General features: G+C 60.8%; 12 protein-coding genes and 1 pseudogene. 9 read left to right on the top strand and 4 right to left on the bottom strand.

Translation table 11 applies throughout. The annotated features are described in order from the left end of the window. The first annotated feature begins 12 nt into the window (after window positions 1-12). The 8 genes from BVH74_RS02550 to BVH74_RS02515 all read left to right on the top strand — a co-directional run bounded on the left by BVH74_RS02550 (window position 13) and on the right by BVH74_RS02515 (window position 15,239). Window positions 13-450: an Hsp20/alpha crystallin family protein gene (locus tag BVH74_RS02550; protein WP_080048563.1), complete on the top strand. Its 438-nt coding sequence runs from the start codon at window positions 13-15 to the stop codon at window positions 448-450. Between the two features lie 11 nt (window positions 451-461). Next, the gene (locus tag BVH74_RS02545) at window positions 462-842 is read left to right on the top strand and encodes an Hsp20/alpha crystallin family protein (protein WP_080048562.1); all 381 of its coding nucleotides are present in this window, start codon (window positions 462-464) and stop codon (window positions 840-842) included. Between the two features lie 11 nt (window positions 843-853). After that, window positions 854-1,360, top strand: a complete 507-nt coding sequence (locus BVH74_RS02540; protein ID WP_080048561.1) for an Hsp20/alpha crystallin family protein — start codon at window positions 854-856, stop codon at window positions 1,358-1,360. 271 nt (window positions 1,361-1,631) lie between these two features. Continuing rightward, window positions 1,632-13,181: an inverse autotransporter beta domain-containing protein gene (locus tag BVH74_RS02535; protein WP_080048560.1), complete on the top strand. Its 11,550-nt coding sequence runs from the start codon at window positions 1,632-1,634 to the stop codon at window positions 13,179-13,181. 27 nt (window positions 13,182-13,208) lie between these two features. Next, entirely contained in the window at window positions 13,209-13,718 is a 510-nt protein-coding gene (locus tag BVH74_RS02530; RefSeq protein ID WP_080048559.1) for a phage tail protein, read from the top strand. A gap of 10 nt (window positions 13,719-13,728) precedes the next feature. Beyond that, the gene (locus BVH74_RS02525) at window positions 13,729-14,235 is read left to right on the top strand and encodes a phage tail protein (protein ID WP_080048558.1); all 507 of its coding nucleotides are present in this window, start codon (window positions 13,729-13,731) and stop codon (window positions 14,233-14,235) included. Window positions 14,236-14,244: 9 nt separating this feature from the next. Then, window positions 14,245-14,766, top strand: coding sequence for a phage tail protein (locus BVH74_RS02520; RefSeq protein WP_080048557.1), 522 nt, complete (start codon window positions 14,245-14,247; stop codon window positions 14,764-14,766). Between the two features lie 8 nt (window positions 14,767-14,774). Further along, a complete protein-coding gene (locus BVH74_RS02515) occupies window positions 14,775-15,239 on the top strand; it encodes a GNAT family N-acetyltransferase (RefSeq protein ID WP_218189164.1) in 465 nt (154 codons plus the stop codon). A 3-nt stretch (window positions 15,240-15,242) separates the two neighbouring features. Here BVH74_RS02515 and BVH74_RS02510 read toward each other — a convergent pair whose 3' ends face one another. The 4 genes from BVH74_RS02510 to ggt form a co-directional block, all read right to left on the bottom strand. Further along, the gene (locus tag BVH74_RS02510; protein WP_080048555.1) at window positions 15,243-15,536 is read right to left on the bottom strand and encodes a DUF6916 family protein; all 294 of its coding nucleotides are present in this window, start codon (window positions 15,534-15,536) and stop codon (window positions 15,243-15,245) included. A gap of 9 nt (window positions 15,537-15,545) precedes the next feature. Continuing rightward, window positions 15,546-16,232, bottom strand: coding sequence for a gamma-glutamyl-gamma-aminobutyrate hydrolase family protein (locus BVH74_RS02505; RefSeq protein ID WP_080048554.1), 687 nt, complete (start codon window positions 16,230-16,232; stop codon window positions 15,546-15,548). After that, a complete protein-coding gene (locus BVH74_RS02500) occupies window positions 16,229-17,233 on the bottom strand; it encodes an amidoligase family protein (RefSeq protein ID WP_080048553.1) in 1,005 nt (334 codons plus the stop codon). Before BVH74_RS02500 ends, BVH74_RS02505 begins: the two co-directional genes overlap by 4 nt. Window positions 17,234-17,295: 62 nt before the next feature. Continuing rightward, window positions 17,296-19,017 (bottom strand): gamma-glutamyltransferase, encoded by a 1,722-nt coding sequence (ggt, locus tag BVH74_RS02495; protein ID WP_080048552.1) that lies wholly within the window; start codon window positions 19,015-19,017, stop codon window positions 17,296-17,298. Between the two features lie 118 nt (window positions 19,018-19,135). On the opposite strand from ggt, the pseudogene BVH74_RS18855 reads away from it, so the two are divergent. Then, a pseudogene (locus BVH74_RS18855) lies at window positions 19,136-19,309 on the top strand (transcriptional regulator); the annotation flags it as partial. Between the last annotated feature and the right edge of the window lie 155 nt (window positions 19,310-19,464).

The following is a 19,464-nucleotide window of genomic DNA, read 5'->3' as shown; positions in this document are numbered from 1 at the left end:
GGAGGAGTCGTCATGAACAAGACACTGTTTCCGCGTGACCTGTTTGCCGAATTCGATCGCCTGCAGCGCAGTATGCAGGAGGCCTTCGAGCGGTCACCGGCCATTCGCGGTGTGGGACGCGGCGGGTTTCCCGCTATCAATACCGGGGTTACCCCGCAGTCTGTAGAAATCTTTGCCTTTGTGCCTGGCCTGGCGCCAGAGACGCTGGAGTTGCACTTGGAAAAGGGAGTTCTGACCCTCTCCGGCGAGCGGCCCAGCGTGCACGATCCAGCCGACACATCACGTAACAGCCATCTTGATGAGCGCTTCAGCGGACGTTTCCGGCGGGTTATCAGCCTGCCTGACGATATCGATCCGGAACGGGTTAGTGCCCGCTGCCGCGATGGTGTGCTGCATGTCAGCATCCAGCGCCGGGTGGAGGTTCAGCCCCGGCGTATCAGTATTCAGTGAGGAGGTGTGTGATGAACTCCGCAAAAGATAAGGCGCTGCAAGGGGTAGAAACTGCGCGCTTGCCGGCTATCAGCCCGGCGGTTGATGTGCTTGAGGACAGTGAGGGCATCACTTTGCTGGCCGATATGCCCGGCGTTAGACGAGAGCAACTGCAAATCGATGTTGAAGGTGACACCCTGACATTGGCTGGCGAAATCAGTCTGCAAACCCCTGAGGCCATGGAAGCCAGCCATGTTGAATGGCAGGTGCCGCGTTACCGGCGGGTTTTCACCCTGTCGCATGAACTTGATCGTGACGCTATCAGTGCCCGGTTGGAACAGGGGGTCTTGCATCTGCGCATTCCCAAGCTGGCCCAGGCCCAGCCACGCCGAATTGTCATCGAACCGGTCTGAGGAGGTGCTCCATGGACATGCGATATATCAAAGACAGCGCTTCGGCACTGTGGGACTCGGTGGCCGAGGGTTGGCGCCATCTGACCCGCTCGGCCGGCAGCGCCCTGACCACGTTTCACCCCGGCGACAAGAGCGATATGCCCAGCGCCGCCTCGGTCGATGATGAACACTACCTGCCAACCCAGAGCTGGTCGATGCTCGGTGGCGATCTGTTCGAGGACGAGAAGCGTTTGGTGGTGCGCCTGGAAGTGCCGGGTATGCACAAGGATGACCTGGTGATCGAGGTGCTGGGTGATAGCCTGGTGGTCAAGGGCGAAAAGCGTTTCGAACAGGAGTCCAGTGAGGGACGTTGGCGGGTCATGCAGTGCGCCTATGGCAGTTTCCGTCGAGTTGTGCCGTTGCCGGCCGAGGTGGAGGCGGATTCCGCCAAGGCCAGCTATCGCGATGGTGTGCTGAGAATAGAGTTGCCTAAACGGCATCCCGGTGCAGCCCAGGGCCGGCACATCAAGGTCGAGTGAACGCCAGGGCGTTCGTGTTCTGAACCAGGTTCTGGAACAGCTGCGAGGGTGACTTGCAAGGAGTGGTCCGGGTCTTCGCGGGCCCGGATCGCTCCAGTCAGGTCTCAGGCTGCCAATTGCTGTCAAGCTGACATTGATAGGCTATACTCTCGCCCCAAGAATGGGCGCCAGGTTTGCGCCGTAATAAGAACAACGATCAGATCCGTCACGTGTGCGGTATTCACGTACAAGGGCTGGCAGGGATGATCCGTGGGTCAGGGAGTGATGAGGTATGGCGGGCAAGGCATTTCACGGCAGTTCCCTCAAGTACTACTGGTTGCTCGGCCTCTGTGGTCCAGCGATGGCTCAGGCCACAGAGATGGCCGATGCCCTGGCCGACATCGAACAGCGCATGGCCTACTGGTCACCGCAGCTGTATCAGGAAATCAAACTCGGTAATCAGCGCAATATCGCCACCCTCGGGCTGATGCTGCCGCTGACTCAAAACCCCGACCATCTTCTGTTTGCCGACTTGCGCGGACGCGCCGATGATCGTTCCTCTCAGGAATATAACCTCGGTTTGGGGTTCCGCTGGGAGGCTGATGATGAGCTGCTGTTCGGCCTGTATGGCTATTACGATCATCTGCACAGCCGTGAGGGCAACCGTTTTCGTCAGGCCACGTTGGGGCTTGAAGTGCAGAGCGCGCTCTACAGCGCTCGCGTCAATCGTTACGTTCCCGTAGGCCGGCGTTCGGCATCTGTTGGTGGCCAGTTCACCGATACCGAGGTGCGTGATGCTGAGTTGCAGGTGATCGACTCGCAACTGACCTTCGTCGCCGATGGCGTGATTCAGAATACCTTTCAGCGCGAAGAGCGCTCGCTCGGTGGTCATGATCTGGAGCTGGGCTTTCACATACCCGGTATTGCCCATGATGTGGCCGTCTATGCCGGCTATTACAAATTTGATGCCAGTGGCGCTCGTGCTGTCGAGGGGCCGCGTCTGCGCGCCCAATGGCAGGCGCCGCTGGATGGCCTGAAGGCCGGCGCCAGCCTCAGCCTGGGTGCTGAGTGGCAGAATGATGGAGTGCGTGGCACCAACAGTTACGTCAGTGTGGGCTTGAACATTCCGCTCGGTGGCGGTAGCCGCAGTGCGCAGCGCAGTGGCAGCGACTGGCAGCGTGATCGCATGCTTGCCCAGCCGGTGCGCGATGTTGACGTGGTGGCGATCGACAGCACGCGCAAAGTGGGCTCGGTAACCTTGCCGGCGGTCAACGAGCTGGCGGTCTACGAAGATGGTCAGGCCATCGGTCGAGTGGTTTATGCCCAGGCCGGTGCCAGCGGTGACGGTACGGCGGCCAATCCGGCTGGATTGACCCAGGCGCTGAATAATCTGGTCGAGGATGACGGGCTGTTGGTGCTGAGTGCCGACGGCGGAGCCTTTGCTGAGGGTGGCAACCTGTCGGCCAACAGCCTGCGGGTCTTGTCCGGCGGAGCGGGTATCACTGTGCGTGGTTCGACCACCTCAGGTCTGACCGGTGTCTTCAGTGCGCCTGAGGGACGTGCCCAGTTGGATACCGGGCTGACGGTCAGCGGTAATGATGCGCGCATTTCCGGAGTAGATCTCAATGGTGGGTTGATCGCCAATGGCGTCAGTGATCTGAGCCTGACGCAGGGGCGCGTAGGTGATCTGCAGCTCAATGCGGTCGGCGGTCGCGTGCAGCTGACACAGATGCAGGTCTCGGGACTGCAAATCGACGGTGGCGATGCCGATGTGCACTTCGCTTCCGGCAGCCTGGAGCGCAGCCAGGCGGGCAACCTGCTGGATGTGCGCAACATGACCGGCGGTTCGTTGCAGGTCGATGCGCCTGTGCGCGCTACTGGCGCGTCTGGTGGTGTTTTTCTGGATGCCAGCCCGAATACTGAAGTGCATCTGGCTGGTGGGGTGGATATCGCCATCGATGCCGGCGATGCCTTCGTGGCGCGTCAGCTCGGCAGCCTGTCGCTGAGCGGCAGCAACAGCCTGGCCAGCGATGGGGGCAGCGCGCTGCGATTGGAATCGCTGAGTGTGGGCAGTGCCGGTTTGGCGCTCGATAGCCTGACCTCGCGCGCTGCCGCCGGATATGGTGTGCAGCTTGAAGACGTTGCCGGTGAGCTGAATCTCGCAGAGGTGCTGATCGAGCAGGCCGGCAGTGACGGGATACGCATCAGCGGCGGCAATGGATCGTTGCAGATGGGCGCGGTGCAGATTCGTGACAGCGCCAATGTCGGCCTGAACCTGGAAGACAGCAGCACCGATATTGTGATTCAGCGTCTGGATATCGACGGGGGCGTGACGGCCATCGATTTGACCGCCGCGACCGGGCAGATCGAGATCGTTGACGGTGGTGATATCACAGGTTTCAGCAGCGTTGGTGTGCAGTTCAGCAATACCGATGATACAGCGCGCAGCGCCAACGCGCAGTTCCGCTTCGGAGGTGGCAGCATCGTCGCCGGTCCGGGTGGTTTCGTGCTCGACGGCATCGGCCTGGACCCGCTCTCGGGCCTTTACGATTTCACCGGTGTTGACCTGCAGGGTGATTTCCGTTTCAGCCCCAACGCTGGCGTGATCGGTGATCTGTACTTCGTGGCTGCCAGCGCCACCGGCAATGGCAGCGGCAGTGATACGGCCAATCTGGCCAGTATTGCCGACGCCCAGACACGCGCCGACAGTGGCCTGGCGACCACCTTCGTATTCGTCAACGACGGCAGCGTTATCGATGTCTCCGGGTTGGCTGGTGGAACCTTCCAATTGTCGGCCGGGCAGGCCATTACCGGTTTCGGCAATGGCAACAGCCTGGGGCTGGATGTGCCGCTGAATATCATTGGCGATATCGCTGGTGCGCAACTGCTCGACCCGACCGGCAACGGCGCGGCCCAATTGACCAGCAACAGCGGCAGCGTGATCAGTACCGCCGGCAACAGTCTGATCAGCCACGTCGAATTGCTCGGCAACGGCAACAGTGCGGTCTACGCCGATGGCCACAGCGGCCTGAGCCTGCTCGGCACGCAGATCAGTGGTGTCTATGATCAGGCGCTGGCGCTGGTCGGCATGAGCGGTAGTGTCAATCTGCTGAACAACCATATCGTCGGCACCGGCCAACTACTGCGCATCGACGGTGGTGACGCCGAGGTAAACATCAGTGTCGGCTCCGGATTGTTGCAGGGCCAGGGACTAAGCATTCGCGATACTCTGGGTGGCAGCATCAGCATCCAAGGGGCGCAGTTGGCGACCCAGGGTGGGGCCGCGGTAACGCTCGACAACAATGCTGCCGACATCAGCCTGAGTCAGTTGCAGGTCAATCGCCAGGCTGGCGATACCGCCTTCTTGATCGATACCTTCAGCGGCGACAGCACGGGCCGTATCAGTCTGTCCGGCAGCCTGGACAGCAACAGCGGCACAGCCTTTGATATCGGTCGTGGCGCGCGCGACATTCTGGCCAGTGGCATTGCCATCAATGCCACTGGTGGAACGGCGCCGTTGGTACGCATCGACCAGCAAAGCGGTGGCAGCATCGCGCTGGGCAATCTGCTCAGCAGTGGCTCCAGCGCGGCCAACGTGATCATCAGCACTAACCAGAGCGGCGGCAGCCTGAGCTTCGCTGATGTACAGATCAGCGGCTACAACAGCCCCGGTGGGCAGGCCATCAGTCTGCAGGGTAGTGGTGCTGGCAGCGTATCCTTTGACAGCCTGTCGCTGACGGTCAGCGCGGGTAACGGTCTGCACGCCGAAGGTGTCAGTCTGAGTACTGGCCAGCCGGTGCACCTCGACCAGCAGCAGGGTGTGGCGCTCAACCTGCAAAACGTCAGCGTCGGTGGCCTGCAGATTCAGCTGGAGGCCGGCAACCTGCTCGGCAACGCGGTACTGGTCAATGGTCTGCAGGGTGATCTGCGTTTTGCCGGTGTGACCAGCATCAGTGGGGCTGGTGGAGATGCCATCGTGCTGGACGGGATCGACGGCACCCTGAGCTTTGACCAATTGGCGCTCAGTGGTATCGCAGGCGCGGGTCTGACGATGGGCTCGCTGGCAGCCAACAATGGGCAGGTGACGATCGAGGACGGTAGCATTGATGATGCCGCCCAGGCGATTGTGGCGATCAATACCGAAATACTGATCAACGCCCTGCGAGTGGGCGGCAATGACCCGATCAATAACGATGCCATCGTGCTGATCAATAACGATGCCATCACGCGTCGCTATCGCCTCAATCAGCTTGAGGTGGATGCCGGCGGTCATGGTTTGAGTGTCGACAACCAGGGTAGTGGCGATCTGTGGCTGGAACTTAATGACAGCCGCATCGGTGCCGATGGCAGCGCTGTGCGGGTAGACGGCAGTGCAGGCAGTGGCGAACTGTTTGTCACCGCCTTGCAGGGCAACCAGATTGTCCGTGCCGGTAGCGGTGCGATGCTGTTTGAGAGCGTGATCTTTGATGCCGACCCGCTGGCTGCCGGCTACCAGTCGGTGGCCGGTGGTGATATCGCAATCGGTAATCCACTTGATCTGGGCGCCATCGAGGGCGATGGCCTGTGGCTGAATAATGTGCTCGGTAATCTTGCGCTGTCGGCGCTGGATATTGCCAACAGCAACGGTACCGGTTTGTACATTCGCGATGCCGAAGGCAAAGGCGGCAGCTTCGCCTTCGCTAACAGCGGCGGTAGTATCGATACTCAGGGCGGCAGCGCCATCGACATCGACCCAGTCACCATGGACTCGCAGTTTGCCAGCGTGCGTTCAACCGATGCGGCTGGCAGCGGCATTCTCATTGATACCATCTCAGGCTCGATAGTCATTGGCGCTACCCAGGTGATCAATGCTGGTGGCGACGGCATTGTGGTGATCAATTCCGACGGCGACTTCAGTTTTGGCCAGACCCTGATCGAGAAGACCGGCCTGGACGGTATTCGCCTGGACGGCGCCAGTGGTGAGCTCAGTTTCGGCGACGTCAGCCTGCTAGATATCGGCGCTACAGGAGTCAATTTCGAAGGATTTTCCGGCAGTTTCAACGCCAGCCGACTGGATGTTGATGGCGCACGTACGGCCATCGACCTGACGCGGGCCGCCGGTATTATCCAGATCGCTCAGGGCGGCGTGCTGGAAAACTTCAGCGAAACTGGTATCCAGTTCAGTCGCAGCGATGATCTGGCTGACAGTGCTGACGCACTGTTCATCTTCGGCGGGGGCAGCATCACCGCCAGCGGTGCTGCCGTGGTACTCGACGGTATTGGACTGGACAGCACACGGGGTACCTACGATCTGACGGGCGTGGCGCTGAACGGTAATTTCCGTTTCAACCCGTCTGCTGGGCAAGTGGGGGATCTGTATTTTGTTGCCGCCAATGCCAGTGGGGCTGGCGATGGCAGTAGTGTCAGCAATCTGGCTTCGGTCAGCGCCGCGCAAGCGCGTGCCGACACCGGGCTGGCTACCACCTTCGTATTCGTTAACGACGGTAATGTGGTCGATTTCAGCGCCTTGGCTGGCGGCAGCTTCACCTTGTCGGACGGTCAGGTGGTCAGCAGCTTCGGTAATGGCAACAGCTTCGGCCTGGAAGTTCCGATCAATATCATCGGCGTGCCAGCCGGGTTGTCGATCTCAGACCCGACCGGCAATGGTGCTGCGGTACTGACCAGTAGCACCGGCCACATCATCAGCGTCGGCAATGGCAACCAGATTCGCCACGTTGCCTTCTCCGGTGGCAGCAGCGCCATCTTTGGCGATGGTTTCAGCGACCTGAGTGTCAGCAACAGCGTGTTTGGCAGCAGCAATGACTTTACCTTCGACCTGCGCAATGCCAGTGGCACGCTGAGCTTCAGTCACAATGATGTAAATACGGGCAGTGGGCTGCTCAACCTTGACGGCGGCAACGCCAATCTGCTGCTCAGTGCCGGCAGCGGGGTGCTGAGCGGCGGCCTCCTGCAGGTGCGCAACACCACTGGCGGCAGTGTGCAGGTCAGTGGCGCCAGCTTGCAGGCCAATGGCGCCTCAGCGGTGTTGCTGAACAATAACGTCGCAACAGTCACGCTCACCGACACCAGCTTGTCTTCCGCCACCAACCACTACCTGTTCAGCATTGATCAGGGCGGCGCCAGCACCGGAGCCATTACCCTGAACAATGTCACCCAGAGCGGTGCGTTGGCCGGTGGGGCCTTTAACATCGGCGCCGGTGCTCGGGATATCAACGCCGGAGGCTTCAACCTCAACGCCGGTAATCTGAGCGCACATCTGATCGACATCAACGGCCAGAGTGGCGGCACCATCAGCCTGGGTAACATCACCAGTGACGGCCATGCCGGTTCAGATCATGTGATCCGCATGGCTGGCCAGAGCGGCGGCACGCTCAACTTTGGCGCGGTGGATATCGATGCTTTCAACCGTGTGGGCAACAACGCCGTGACCCTCGCCGGCAGTGGCGCGGTGCACTTTGGCGGCCTGGACATTCAGGCCAGTGCGGGCATGGGCCTGAGCGCCATCGGCGGCCTGACCCTGGGCATCGACCAGTCCAGCCGCATCCACGCCGACGCCGGCCAGGCGCTGAACCTGAACGATGTGGTCATTCACAGCGACGGCATCACCCTGGGTTCGGTGCACTCCACCAGTGCTGCGGGCGGCAGCAACCTGAACCACGGTATCCACCTGCAAGCCACCAGCGGTGGCACCTTGCAGATTAATGAGGTGCAGATCAGCAACGCCGGCAACTTCGGCATCAACACCCAGAACACCGCCAACGATCTGGTGTTCAACAATCTGGATATCCAGGGCGGCCTGCGGGCGCTGACGCTGGATCAAAACAACGGCACCATCAGCTTCAATAATGGCAACTTTGGCAACACCACCCCCCTTGCCGGTCTCGGCATACGCATGGATAACCAAGCGGCCAGTGGCACGCTCAACCTGAATAACCTCAACGTCATTGCCAACAACGGCACCGCCCTGCATCTGGCCGATAACAGTGGCAGCGTCAATGCCACCGGCGGCACCTGGACCCACACGGGGCCCCAGAGCACTGTCGTGCTCGCCGGCGGCAGCGTCGATATGAACATCGGCGCCAACCTGGTACACACCGGCACGGCGTCACTTCAGGCGGCGCTGATGATCAATGGTACCAGTGGCGAGCTTCTGTTTACTGGCGATATCACCAACAGCGGCGGCAGCCGTTTTCTGAGTATCGGTAACAGCAGTGCCATCACTGGCGGCAGTATTACCCTGACCGGCGCCCTGAGCGACAGCAACAGCGCCGGCAGTCTTATCCAGAACATCAACGCCAGTGCGGCGGTGGACCTGAACGGTCTGACTGTGAACACCACCACGAGCAGCAACAACGCCCTGACACTGAACAACATTGCCGGCACCGTGAACCTCAATGGCACGACCAGTCTGAGCAATGCGGGTGGCTCGGGCGTGTTGGCCAACAACATCAGCGGTGCGGTGACCATCAACGAACTGGTGGTGGACGGTGCCGGTGCCTACGGTCTGCGCCTGGGTAGTGCGACCGCCAGCAGCGGCACCTTCGCTGTCAATGGTGGCAGCATCGACGGCACCAACGATGGCGGTATTCTGGTCAACAACGCCAACCTGTCCCTGAATAACCTGACTCTGGGCGGCAACGGCGCCCTGGCCAATACCGGCATTGAGGTGGTGAACACCGACGCGACCAGCCGCACGGCCAGTCTTAACAACCTCACCGTGAATGCCCTGGGCCGGGGCATCTTCCTGCGCAACACCGGCGCGGGCGATCTGCGTCTGGCGGTGGATGGCAACACAGTCAACGCTGGCTCTGGCGCGGGTATGGAACTCAACGGCACCGCAGGCGCCGGTACGCTGTTCATCACCAGCCTGGACGGCAACGCCATCAATACCGGCACAGGCGGCCTGCTGGTCGACAATGCCATCTTCGACGCCGATCCCGATGCTGCCGGCATCCAGCAGGTGGCCGGTGGCAACACCAGCATTGGAGACCTCATCAACCCCAGCAATATCAGTGGTCACGGTTTGTGGCTCAATGATGTGCTGGGCAGCATCGGCTTCGGCACACTCAATATTGGCAACGATGGTGGTACGGGCCTGTTTATCCGCGATGCGGACAAGGGCGGCAGCGAGGAATTCCTGTTCGGCAACACCGCTGGCAGCATCAACACCACCAATGGCACCGCCCTGGATATCGACCCGGTGACCATGGCTTCTACCTTCGCCAGTATTACCTCCACCGATGCCGCCGGCCACGGTCTGTTGATCGATCAGATCTCGGGTGATATCACGATCGGGGCCACCACTGTGACCAATGCCGGTGGCAGCGGTATTGTGGTTAGCGACTCCGACGGCAACTTCAACTTCGGCACTACCATCATCGACACCACCGGCAACCACGGGGTGACGCTGAACGGCGCCACCGGCGCGATTGGCTTTGGAAGTCTGAATATTGAAGCCATTGCCAGCACCGGGGTGGACTTCGAGGGGTTCAGCGGCACCTTCAGCGCCGACACCCTGAACGTGGGCGGCGGTGTGACCGCGATCGACCTGACCAACGCTGGTGGCACCATAACCGTGACCAATGGTGGCACCCTGGAGAACTTTACCGGTACCGGCGTGCAGTTCAGCCGTACCGATGACACCGATGACAGTGCCAATGCCAGTTTTGTGTTCGGTGGCGGCAGCATCGTTGCCAATCCTGGTGCGGTGGTTATGGATAGTCTGGGGCTGAATGCAACGCTGGGTAGTTACGACTTTACCGGTGTCAGTTTCAGTGGTGACTTCCGTTTCCCCGGCAAGGCAGGGCAGGTCGGCGAGCTGTTCTTTGTCGCTGCCAATGCCACCGGTCTGGGCGATGGCAGCAGCATCAACAATCGCGCCACGGTGGCTGCAGCGCAGGCCCGTGCGGATACCGGCGAGCTGACCACGTTCGTGTTCATCAACGACGGTGGCGTAATCGATTTCTTCGGTCTGGCCGACAACAGTTTCAAGCTTTCCGACGGCCAGGTAGTCAGCGGTTTTGGCAACGGCAACAGTTTTGGCTATGAGGCGCCGGCGAACCTGATTGGCGACTTCGGCGCCATCGATATCCAGGATCCCACCGGCAATGGTGCCGCGCTGCTGTCCACGGCCACAGGTAACGTGATCACCCTGGCAAACGACAACCGCATCAGCCACCTGCGCATCGGTGGCGGTGTGCATGGTCTGCATGGCGACAGCTTCACCAACCTGACCGTAGAGCAGGCCGAGTTCCTGGCTGGTAGCGGCTACCTGTTCAATCTGGTCAATGCCGGTGGCAATGTGGTCATTCGTGACAACAGCATCAATGTCAGTGGCCAGTTGCTCAATCTGGATGGCGGTGACGCCAACCTGCTACTGCAGGCCGGCAGCGGCGTTCTCAGTGGGCATGGGATGCGTCTGCGCAACACCACAGGAGGCCAGTTGCAGATCAGTGGGGCCAGTCTCCTGGCCAACGGGGCAGCGGCGCTGACGCTGGATGGCAATGCCGCCGGCGTGACTTTGAGCGATGTCAGCCTGGCGGCCAGTACCGCCCATTACCTGTTCGACATTGATCGCAACAGCGCCAGTACGGCCAGTATCGACCTAGGCAACAGCACGCTCGGCAGCTTCGCCGGCGGCGCCTTCTATATCGGTGCCGGTGCACGCGATATCGATGCCGATGGCTTCAATATCAATACCGGCAGTCAGAGCAACCGGCTGATCGATATCCAGGGGCAGAGCGGTGGCACCCTGCGCTTTGGCGATCTGGTCAGTAGCGGACAGAGCGGTGCCGGCATGCACGTGATTCGTGCCAGTCAGTCAGGTGGCAGCCTGCTGTTCGGCGATGTCGATATCAGTGCCGTGAACAGTGTTGGTGGGGGTGCGGTCAGCCTGAGTGGGACCGGCGGCAGTAGCAGTTTCACCAGCCTGAGCGCCGCGCTTAATAACGGCGTGGCCCTGGATGCCAGTGGTGTAGGCCTGGCGGTGGCTGGGGGTAGCCTGCAGACCCAGTCGGATCGTGCGCTGGTACTGCAGAACGTCGCCATGGGCGGGGGCGGGGTCAACTTTTCCACCGTCAGTACCCAGAACCCGCTTGGGGGCGCAGGGCTGCTGGTCAGTGGCAGCAGCGGCGCACTGCATGTCGGTGCGCTGACGGTAAATGGCAGCGGCACAGGCGTCAATCTGAATGGCAATACCGGCAGCTACCGTTTTGACGCACTGAATATCGGGGTTAGCGGCAATGGGTTCAGCGCCGAGAATACTGGCAGCCTGATAGTCAACAATGCCGGCAGCGGGGTCAGTGCCAGCGACGGTTTCGGCGTGCGTATTACTGGTACGGCGGTTTCCGGCAGTGGCTTCAGCCAGATCAGCCGCAGCGGTGCGGGAAGCTACGGGGTGTTCCTGCAGAACAATACCGGCACCACCACCTTCAACGGCCTGACCCTGAGCAACAGCGGTCAAACCGGTTTTGTCGCCGATAACGCCGGCACCCTGGCGGTACTGGGTAGCAGTAACACCCTCAGCACCACTGGCGCTGGCGCGCTGGATGTCAGCAACACCAGCATTGCGGCCGCGGGGCTGAACTTCCGCTCGATCAGCGCCAATGGTGGCACTAACGGCATCCGCCTGAACAATACTGGTCTGCTGGGCGGTATCAATGTTACCGGCAACGGCAACAGTGTGGGGGACGGCGGTACCATCAGCAACAGTAGTGGCGCCGGTATCCTGTTGACCAATGGTGTTGATGCACGTTTCAACGGCATGATCATCAATGCCAGCGCCAGCCATGGCCTGGATGGCACCGTGCTGAGCGGGCTGACGCCGACCAGCAATGCGCTGACCTTCAGCAATGGCGAGATTCGTGCCGCCGGCGGTGATGCGATCACTCTGACCCGTACCAGCAACAACCTGGTTGGTGGCCTGACGCTGACCAATGTGTTGTTCGATGGTTATGCGCGAAATGGCCTGTGGCTCAACAATACCAGCGTCAATGCGATCATTGAGCTGACTGGTCTGACCTTCCGCAACGCCAATCAGTTGAGCAACGACCAGGCGGTGCTGTTCAACGCTAATATGGTCGGCAACGCTGGTTTCAATATCACCGTACGCGATTCGGTGTTTGGCTCGGCTTTCGGTTCCGGCATCGACAGCATCTGCTGCAGCGGCATTCGCCTGAATGCCCAGGGTAGTGGCAGCCATCGGCTGGATGTGGCCGGCAGTACCTTCCAGAACATCAGTCGCGCAGGCTCTGGCACCGGTATCGTCGCGACCGCCACGCAGACCGCGCAGATGGAGTTGCTGATTGCCAACAACCAGTTCATTGACCTGGACTCCAGCAGTCTGGCGCTTGGGGCCTATGACAATTCGGTGGTCAATGGCAGTGTCACCAACAACCAGTTCAGCGGCCCTAACCTGGCCGCCAGTGTGGCGGTTCGCCTGGTGGGTGATGGGGGGGGGGGCGGCAACTTCAGCGGGCGCTTTGTCATCAGTGACAACACCATCAATGGCCTTGAACAGGCTGTGGTGGCCCTGTCACGCAATACCAGCAGCGGCCGGCTGGATGTCAGCATCCTCAACAACAACATCACCACCAGCTTCAACAATGAAGAGTCGATCATGCTCAACGGGGTCAATGCTGGAGCAACACTGTGTGGCAACCTGCAGGGCAACAGCATCAACCACACCACGACCTTCTTTGATGATATTGGCATTTTGGCCGAGGGTGGCAGCCAGATTTTGATTGCCCAGGGCAGCGATGCGGCTATCAGCGCGGCTAACCTGGGGGCGACTGTCTATAGCGAGGGCAGCATCACTTACAACAGTGTCTGCCTGACACCATGAGAATAACAATCCACAAGGAGTATGCCGATGAGTGAGCCTTTTCTTGGTGAAGTGAAGCTGGTCAGCTTCAACTTTCCGCCCAAAGGCTGGGCGCTGTGTGACGGGCAGTTGCTGCCGATTAATCAGAACCAAGCGCTATTCGCGCTGCTGGGTACCACCTACGGCGGCAACGGGATGACCACGTTTGCCCTGCCGGATCTGCGTGGCCGGGTGCCGGTGCATAGTGGAAGCGGGATTACCCAGGGTCAGCGGGCCGGCGAAGAGGCTGTGACTCTGAACGTACAGCAGATGCCGCAACATCTACACCTGCCGATGGCTTCAAACCAGCCGGCCAGTCTGTCAGGCATTAACCAGGCCAACAGCGAGTCGCTGGCCATCAGCGGTGCTGCGATTTATGCCCAGCCGGGGCAATCGGTCAGTCTCAGTTCCGATAGCCTGATGACCCAGGGGGGTAGCCAGCCACACAACAACATGCAGCCGTCGCTGGTACTGAACTTCTGCATTGCCCTGCAGGGCATTTTCCCGAGCCAGAATTGAGGAGCAGTCGATGAGCACACCCTATATTGGCGAGATCCGCATGTTTGGCGGCAACTTCGCCCCGGCCGGTTGGCACCTGTGCGATGGCTCGCTATTGCCGATCAGCGAGTATGACGCCCTGTTCACGCTGATTGGCACGACCTATGGCGGTGACAGGCAGAACACCTTTGCCCTGCCGGATTTGCGCGGGCGGATACCCGTGCATATGGGCAATGGCAAGGTTCTTGGCCAGATGCTGGGCAGTGAAACGGTCACCCTGACTGCTGCGCAGATGCCGAGTCACAGCCATAGTCTGCTGGCCTCGGGCAGTCTGGCAACTGGCACCAATCCACAGGGCAACGTTTTGGCGCGTACCGCTGCGGATATAGACATTTATCGATCGTCCGGCCCCTATCAGACGTTGGCGCAGTCAACCGTGAGCAGTGTCGGCGGTAGTCAGCCGCATGAGAACATGATGCCGTTTCTGGCCGTCAACTTCATTATTTCGCTGTTCGGGATTTTCCCGAGCCAGACCTGAGGAGCACCTATGGATCCTTTTGTAGGCGAGATCCGCATTTTCGGTTTTAACTTCGCCCCCAAGGGTTGGGCGCTGTGCAACGGCCAGTTGATGCCGATTTCACAGAATACGGCACTGTTTTCACTGCTGGGTACCATGTACGGTGGTGACGGCAAATCGACCTTTGCCCTGCCGGATCTGCAGGGTTCTGCGCCGCTGCAATGTGGTCAGGGGCCGGGACTTACTCATCGCGACCAAGGTGAGGTGGGCGGGAGCCAGACGGTGACCTTGCTGGAGAGCGAAATACCCAGCCATAGTCATGCCTGGCAGGCTTCGATTCGTCCGGCCAACAACGGCACGCCATCGGGCGACGTGTTTCTGGCCTCGGCATCGCAAAGCCAGTTGATCATGAACGCCAGCGGCGCCAATGTGATGATGGCTCCCGAGGCGATTGGCCCCAGCGGCGGCAGTCTGCCGCACAACAACATGCAGCCATACTTGGGAATGATCTTCTGTATTGCCCTGCAGGGGATTTTCCCGCCACGCTCATGAGCCTGTCCGTGCAACTTCGTCCGGTACAGCCGGACGATGAGGAACAGTTGGCGCAGATCTATGCCAGTACCCGCCAGCAGGAGCTGGCGGTGACTGGCTGGCCGCAGGCGCAGATCGATGTTTTTTTGCGTCAGCAGTTTACCGCCCAGCAACGTCACTATCGCACGTACTATCCCGATGCCCGGCACGATCTGCTTCTGCTCGAGCAAGCGGTGATTGGGCGATTGTATGTCGAGCGCACATCGCAGCGTCTTCATGTCATCGACATCAGTCTGTTGCCGGACTGGCGCGGACGCGGCATCGGTGGGCAGTTGCTGGCTCAGCTACTGGCCGAGGCTGACAGCCGCGCGCAGGTGACAAGTATTCATGTCGAGCGTCATAACCCGGCGCTGCGTCTATATCAGCGCCTGGGGTTTCAACTGTGCGAAGACAAGGGTATCTATCTGATGCTGGAGCGCCAGCCGCGCGGTTGACTCTTACGCCACCCGCTGGCGCACGAACACCGACTCGTACTCGATACGGCCACCGCGCTCGGCTACCGGGGTGATGAAAAGGGCCAGCTCACCCAGTTCGGCATGCTGCAGGACATAGGTGGCCTGCGGCAGGTGTGGCCGTGGTCCGCTGAAATTCAGTGAAAAGGCCTCGAACTCCGGGCTGGGGGGCGTAGAGCTATTCACCGCCTCGAGCTGAAGCGGGTAGTCAGGAGCAGCAAGGACTTCGAACTGGCTGCCCTGATGCTGGGTGAAGCGTTCCTGGCTGATCTGTTGCATAGGATGTCCTTAATCTTGTTGGCAGACTGTTCGGGTGCGTGCGACACGCAATAGCTCGGCAAACAGCCGTCGCTGACGGGTACTGAACAGCAGAAATTCCGGGTGCCATTGTACCCCGATGAGAAAATCCTCGCGCGGGTCCTCGACCGCCTGGACAATACCGTCCAGATCCCGACCTACTACCTGTAGACCCGCCCCAACGCGATCAATGGCCTGATTATGCAGGCTGTTGATCCGGCAGCGCTGGGTGCCCAGGTGTTCGGCCAGCCCCGAGCCTTCCTGAACCTGCAGGGTTTTCAGCGGCAGCACGGTCCAGCGGTTTGAAGTCATCTTGCGATGGGATTTCAGCTCCTGGAACAGGTTGCCGCCCAGCCTGGCATTGAGCAACTGCGCGCCACGACAGATCCCCAGCAGCGGCAAACCGCGATTCAGGGCGTCATCGATCACCGCTGCTTCCAGCGCGTCACGTTCGGGGTCGTACTTGGGGTGGACTTCGGGCTCGGCGGCATACAGTACCGGGTCGATGTCGTGGCCGCCAGTGATCACCACGGCCTGATAGCTGAGTTGTTCCCAGGCATCTCCGGGACGTACTTGTACGGGCTGGCCGCCATATAGGCGGATAGCCGCGGCGACCAATACGCGTGGGCCGAACGCACCGCGCCGTGGGCCGGTAATGACAACTATTGGCCGATTCATTGCGTATCACTCAGCCAGTGGTGGCTGATCTGCTCGGGCCAGTTGTCGAGCAGGCGCGCCAGGCCCTGATCCAGATGGCGGGCATAAGCCCGGCAGCAGGCCTTCAGGCGCGCCGGGTCGCAGGCCAGGCGTTCGACTTCCAGCCAGTCGCCCCAGGCCAGGTGCAGGCCCCAGCCGGGCTGGTCGATAAGGCAGTCGGGCAGGCGGTAATGAAAGGTTGGTCGGGGCTTGATCAGTTCGTCACCCGCACGGGCCAGAACCCGTTGTGGATCCAGATGCTTGAACAGCGGTAACAGGTCCAGGGCGCGGTTACGGGTTGGATTGGCGGTCAGGTAATCGTCGATCAGGCTCGTGAGCCCGGGCTGGTAGTCGGCAGCGATGACCTGGCGCACATAGTCCAGCGGGAACGGGTCGACGTAACTGGTCAGGCGTCGGGTAAAGTTGATGTTGGCCCGCTCACGCAGCCAGTCGTGCAGGCACAGGAAGGCTTGCAGATAGGCGAGCAGGGTGGCGGGTTCAGTGTCCGGCACTTCGGGGTTGAACTGCATGCCAAAGGCGTTGGTCAGGCGATCACCAGTACCCTTGGCGCCAGCTCGGCGCAGGTGCTCGATCAAAGCGTCGACGTTGTGCAGGCGATCCAGCGGCAGCGGAGGGCTGACCAGCTCGAGAGGGACCAGGGCTTCAGAGAGCCATTTGAGGGCTTCTTCGGCTGAGTTCATCAGTTCATCGCCCAGATCATTGGCCCGGCGTTGCTCGCGGCCGAGCTTTTTCAACAGGCTGAAGTCCAGCTCCACCACCCAATCGCCAGCCGGATCACCGTGCAGGATGCGCTCATAGCGGCTGCTGCTCTGTATCTCGCAACCGAGAAATTCGGCGCTCAGATGGGTCAAGTGATCAAGGCTCAGACCGTTCATCTCAAGCTCTACACCGACCCGCCGCAGTGCCCCGTCAAGTCGCTGGCTACGTGGTGGCCAGGGGAATGCTGGTGGTGCTGTGGCCATTGAGGTGTTCCTCCGGGAAATGTTGCTGTTTGTCCTTGAGCATGGCACGTACCTAGTATGTATCAATCGCCGCTGGCCAGACCGTCCAGTCGAGGGTCGGCGCCTCCACGCCAGCGACTGTCCAGCCACTCTATGCCATGCAGGCCACTGGTCATGGTTTCGACCCGCACCCGATGGCCAAGTTCTTCCAGAGGGCGTTGCAGTTGCTCCAGTGCGGTGCCGGCCTCCAACTCGATACCGCGCCCGCGCTCGACCATGGCTGGTAAGGCAATTGCTTGCTGAATATCCATGTCCCAGTCCAGCACGCCGATCAGGGTCTTGAGTACATGGCCAATAATCCGGCTGCCACCGCGTGAGCCGATCACCAGGCGCGGTGCGCCGCTGGCGTCGAAGACAATGAATGGGGCCATGGAGCTGCGGGGGCGCTTGCCGGGGCCGACGGCGTTGGGGTGTGGCTGGCCATCCTGTTCGGGGTTGAAGCTGAAGTCGGTCAACTGGTTGTTGAGGACGAAGCCCTGACTGAGCATGCGTGCGCCGAATGGTGCCTCGATGGAGCTGGTCAGGGCCAGCAAGTTGCCCTCGCCGTCGACAATGCTGATATGCGAGGTGCCGGAACCGCCGGGCTCGGCTCGGGCCTGGGCATGTTCAAGCCAGGGCTGGACGCCGGGGGCTCCTGGTTTGACCTCGGCCAGGGCGCGCTGTGGATCGATCAGGTCGGCGCGCTGGCGCAGGTAGTCGGCATCCAGCAGTGCCTGGACTGGAACGCTGACGAAGGCCGGGTCGCCGACATAGTGGTTGCGGTCGGCGAAGGCCAGGCGGCTGGCTTCGGCGATCAGATGCAGGGTTTCGGCCGTATCCGCAGGCATGTCGGGCAGCGGGAAGTGCTCGAGTATCCCCAGCGCCTGTAGCACGGTCAGGCCGCCGGAGGAGGGTGGTGGTGCACCACACAGGGTCCATTGCCGATAACGACCGCAGAGTGGCGCGCGCTCGACCACCTGGTAGCTGGCCAGATCCTGCAGGGTCAGGTCGGTGCGCCCCCAGGCCCGGTGCTCAAGCCGCTCGACGATCTGCTCGGCGATGGCCCCCTGATAGAAAGCGTGCGGTCCGTGTTTGGCCAACTGGCGCAGTGTGGCCGCCAGTTCCGGGTTGCGCAGATGCGGGGGATCGCTCTGGGCCTGGGCGCGAAAATGGTGGCGGGTATCGGCAAACAGCCGTAATGACCAGTCGTCGTTGATCTGCTGGCGCAGGCGTGGAGGCATCGGCACACCGGTCTCGGCCAGCTCGATAGCCGGCTGCAGCAGTTCAGCCCAGGGTAGCCGGCCATGGCGGGCATGTGCCTCGCCCAGCAGGGCGACTAGTCCGGGTACGCCAACGGCTTCAGGGCTGGGTATCGCAAGAGCCAGTGGCAATGGTATGCCCAGGCGCTGAAAGCGTTCCGGGGTTGCGGTCAGCGGTGCGGTTTCTCGGCCATCATAGAACCGGGTGGTGGCGCTGGCAGGCTCGTGCAGCAGCAGAAAGCCGCCGCCGCCGATGCCGGTTTCTGGAGCTTCGATAAAGCCGAGTACCATGTTGACCGCCACCGCGGCATCGACCGCATGACCGCCGCGGCGCAGAACCTCAAGTCCGGCCTCGACCGCCAACGGGTGGGCGGCTGAGACCATAAAGCGCTTGGCGCTGCGCTCGCTCTCGGTTTGTCTTGATGGCTGAGGACTGACCGGGTCGACGGGGCCGCAGCCGCCCAGGATCAGTAGCAGGGCCAGTCCGGTTAAAAACGCTCGACTCATGGCTGATAGGCTAGCCGTCAATAACGAACAGGTCCAATGCCTGCGAGTTGGTGTAGAATCTTGGGCTTTCTCCCTATTTGATTCTCTTTTCACGTCCATGTCGGGGTGATTTACAACCATGAGCAAGCTCTCGGAATTCCGTGCGGCAGAGCGCAAGCTGGCCCAGCAACTGGCCCAGCTTGAAGCCATGAAGCAGGATGCGGGTTTGAAGCAGGAACTGGCCTTTAATGATGAACTCAAGGCTCTGATGAAAGCCTATGGCATGTCCGCGCGCGACGTGCTGGAGATTCTGCGCACGTCCTGATCTGCGATAGCTTTATCTGTTTTATCGGCAAACCAACCTGTTGTGTTGTTAAGGCAGGACGGCGTAGCTATGTCTTGTGCCAGAGCCGTGAATGAATTTGGCTATACTGGATATCAACAGCGTCGATTGGCTTTGAATTTCGG

The sequence above is a fragment of the Halopseudomonas phragmitis genome, from assembly GCF_002056295.1.
Classification (GTDB): domain Bacteria; phylum Pseudomonadota; class Gammaproteobacteria; order Pseudomonadales; family Pseudomonadaceae; genus Halopseudomonas; species Halopseudomonas phragmitis.
This window is presented reverse-complemented; position numbering and strand designations above follow the sequence as displayed.

Bases quoted from the DNA above. Each gene is read 5' to 3' on its own strand.
- BVH74_RS02505 (WP_080048554.1), bottom strand. From the start codon at position 16,232: ATGAATCGGCCAATAGTTGTCATTACCGGCCCACGGCGCGGTGCGTTC.
- BVH74_RS02550 (WP_080048563.1), top strand. From the start codon at position 13: ATGAACAAGACACTGTTTCCGCGTGACCTGTTTGCCGAATTCGATCGC.
- BVH74_RS02520 (WP_080048557.1), top strand. From the start codon at position 14,245: ATGGATCCTTTTGTAGGCGAGATCCGCATTTTCGGTTTTAACTTCGCC.
- BVH74_RS02535 (WP_080048560.1), top strand. From the start codon at position 1,632: ATGGCGGGCAAGGCATTTCACGGCAGTTCCCTCAAGTACTACTGGTTG.
- BVH74_RS02500 (WP_080048553.1), bottom strand. From the start codon at position 17,233: ATGGCCACAGCACCACCAGCATTCCCCTGGCCACCACGTAGCCAGCGA.
- BVH74_RS02525 (WP_080048558.1), top strand. From the start codon at position 13,729: ATGAGCACACCCTATATTGGCGAGATCCGCATGTTTGGCGGCAACTTC.
- BVH74_RS02530 (WP_080048559.1), top strand. From the start codon at position 13,209: ATGAGTGAGCCTTTTCTTGGTGAAGTGAAGCTGGTCAGCTTCAACTTT.
- BVH74_RS02545 (WP_080048562.1), top strand. From the start codon at position 462: ATGAACTCCGCAAAAGATAAGGCGCTGCAAGGGGTAGAAACTGCGCGC.
- BVH74_RS02540 (WP_080048561.1), top strand. From the start codon at position 854: ATGGACATGCGATATATCAAAGACAGCGCTTCGGCACTGTGGGACTCG.
- BVH74_RS02510 (WP_080048555.1), bottom strand. From the start codon at position 15,536: ATGCAACAGATCAGCCAGGAACGCTTCACCCAGCATCAGGGCAGCCAG.
- ggt (WP_080048552.1), bottom strand. From the start codon at position 19,017: ATGAGTCGAGCGTTTTTAACCGGACTGGCCCTGCTACTGATCCTGGGC.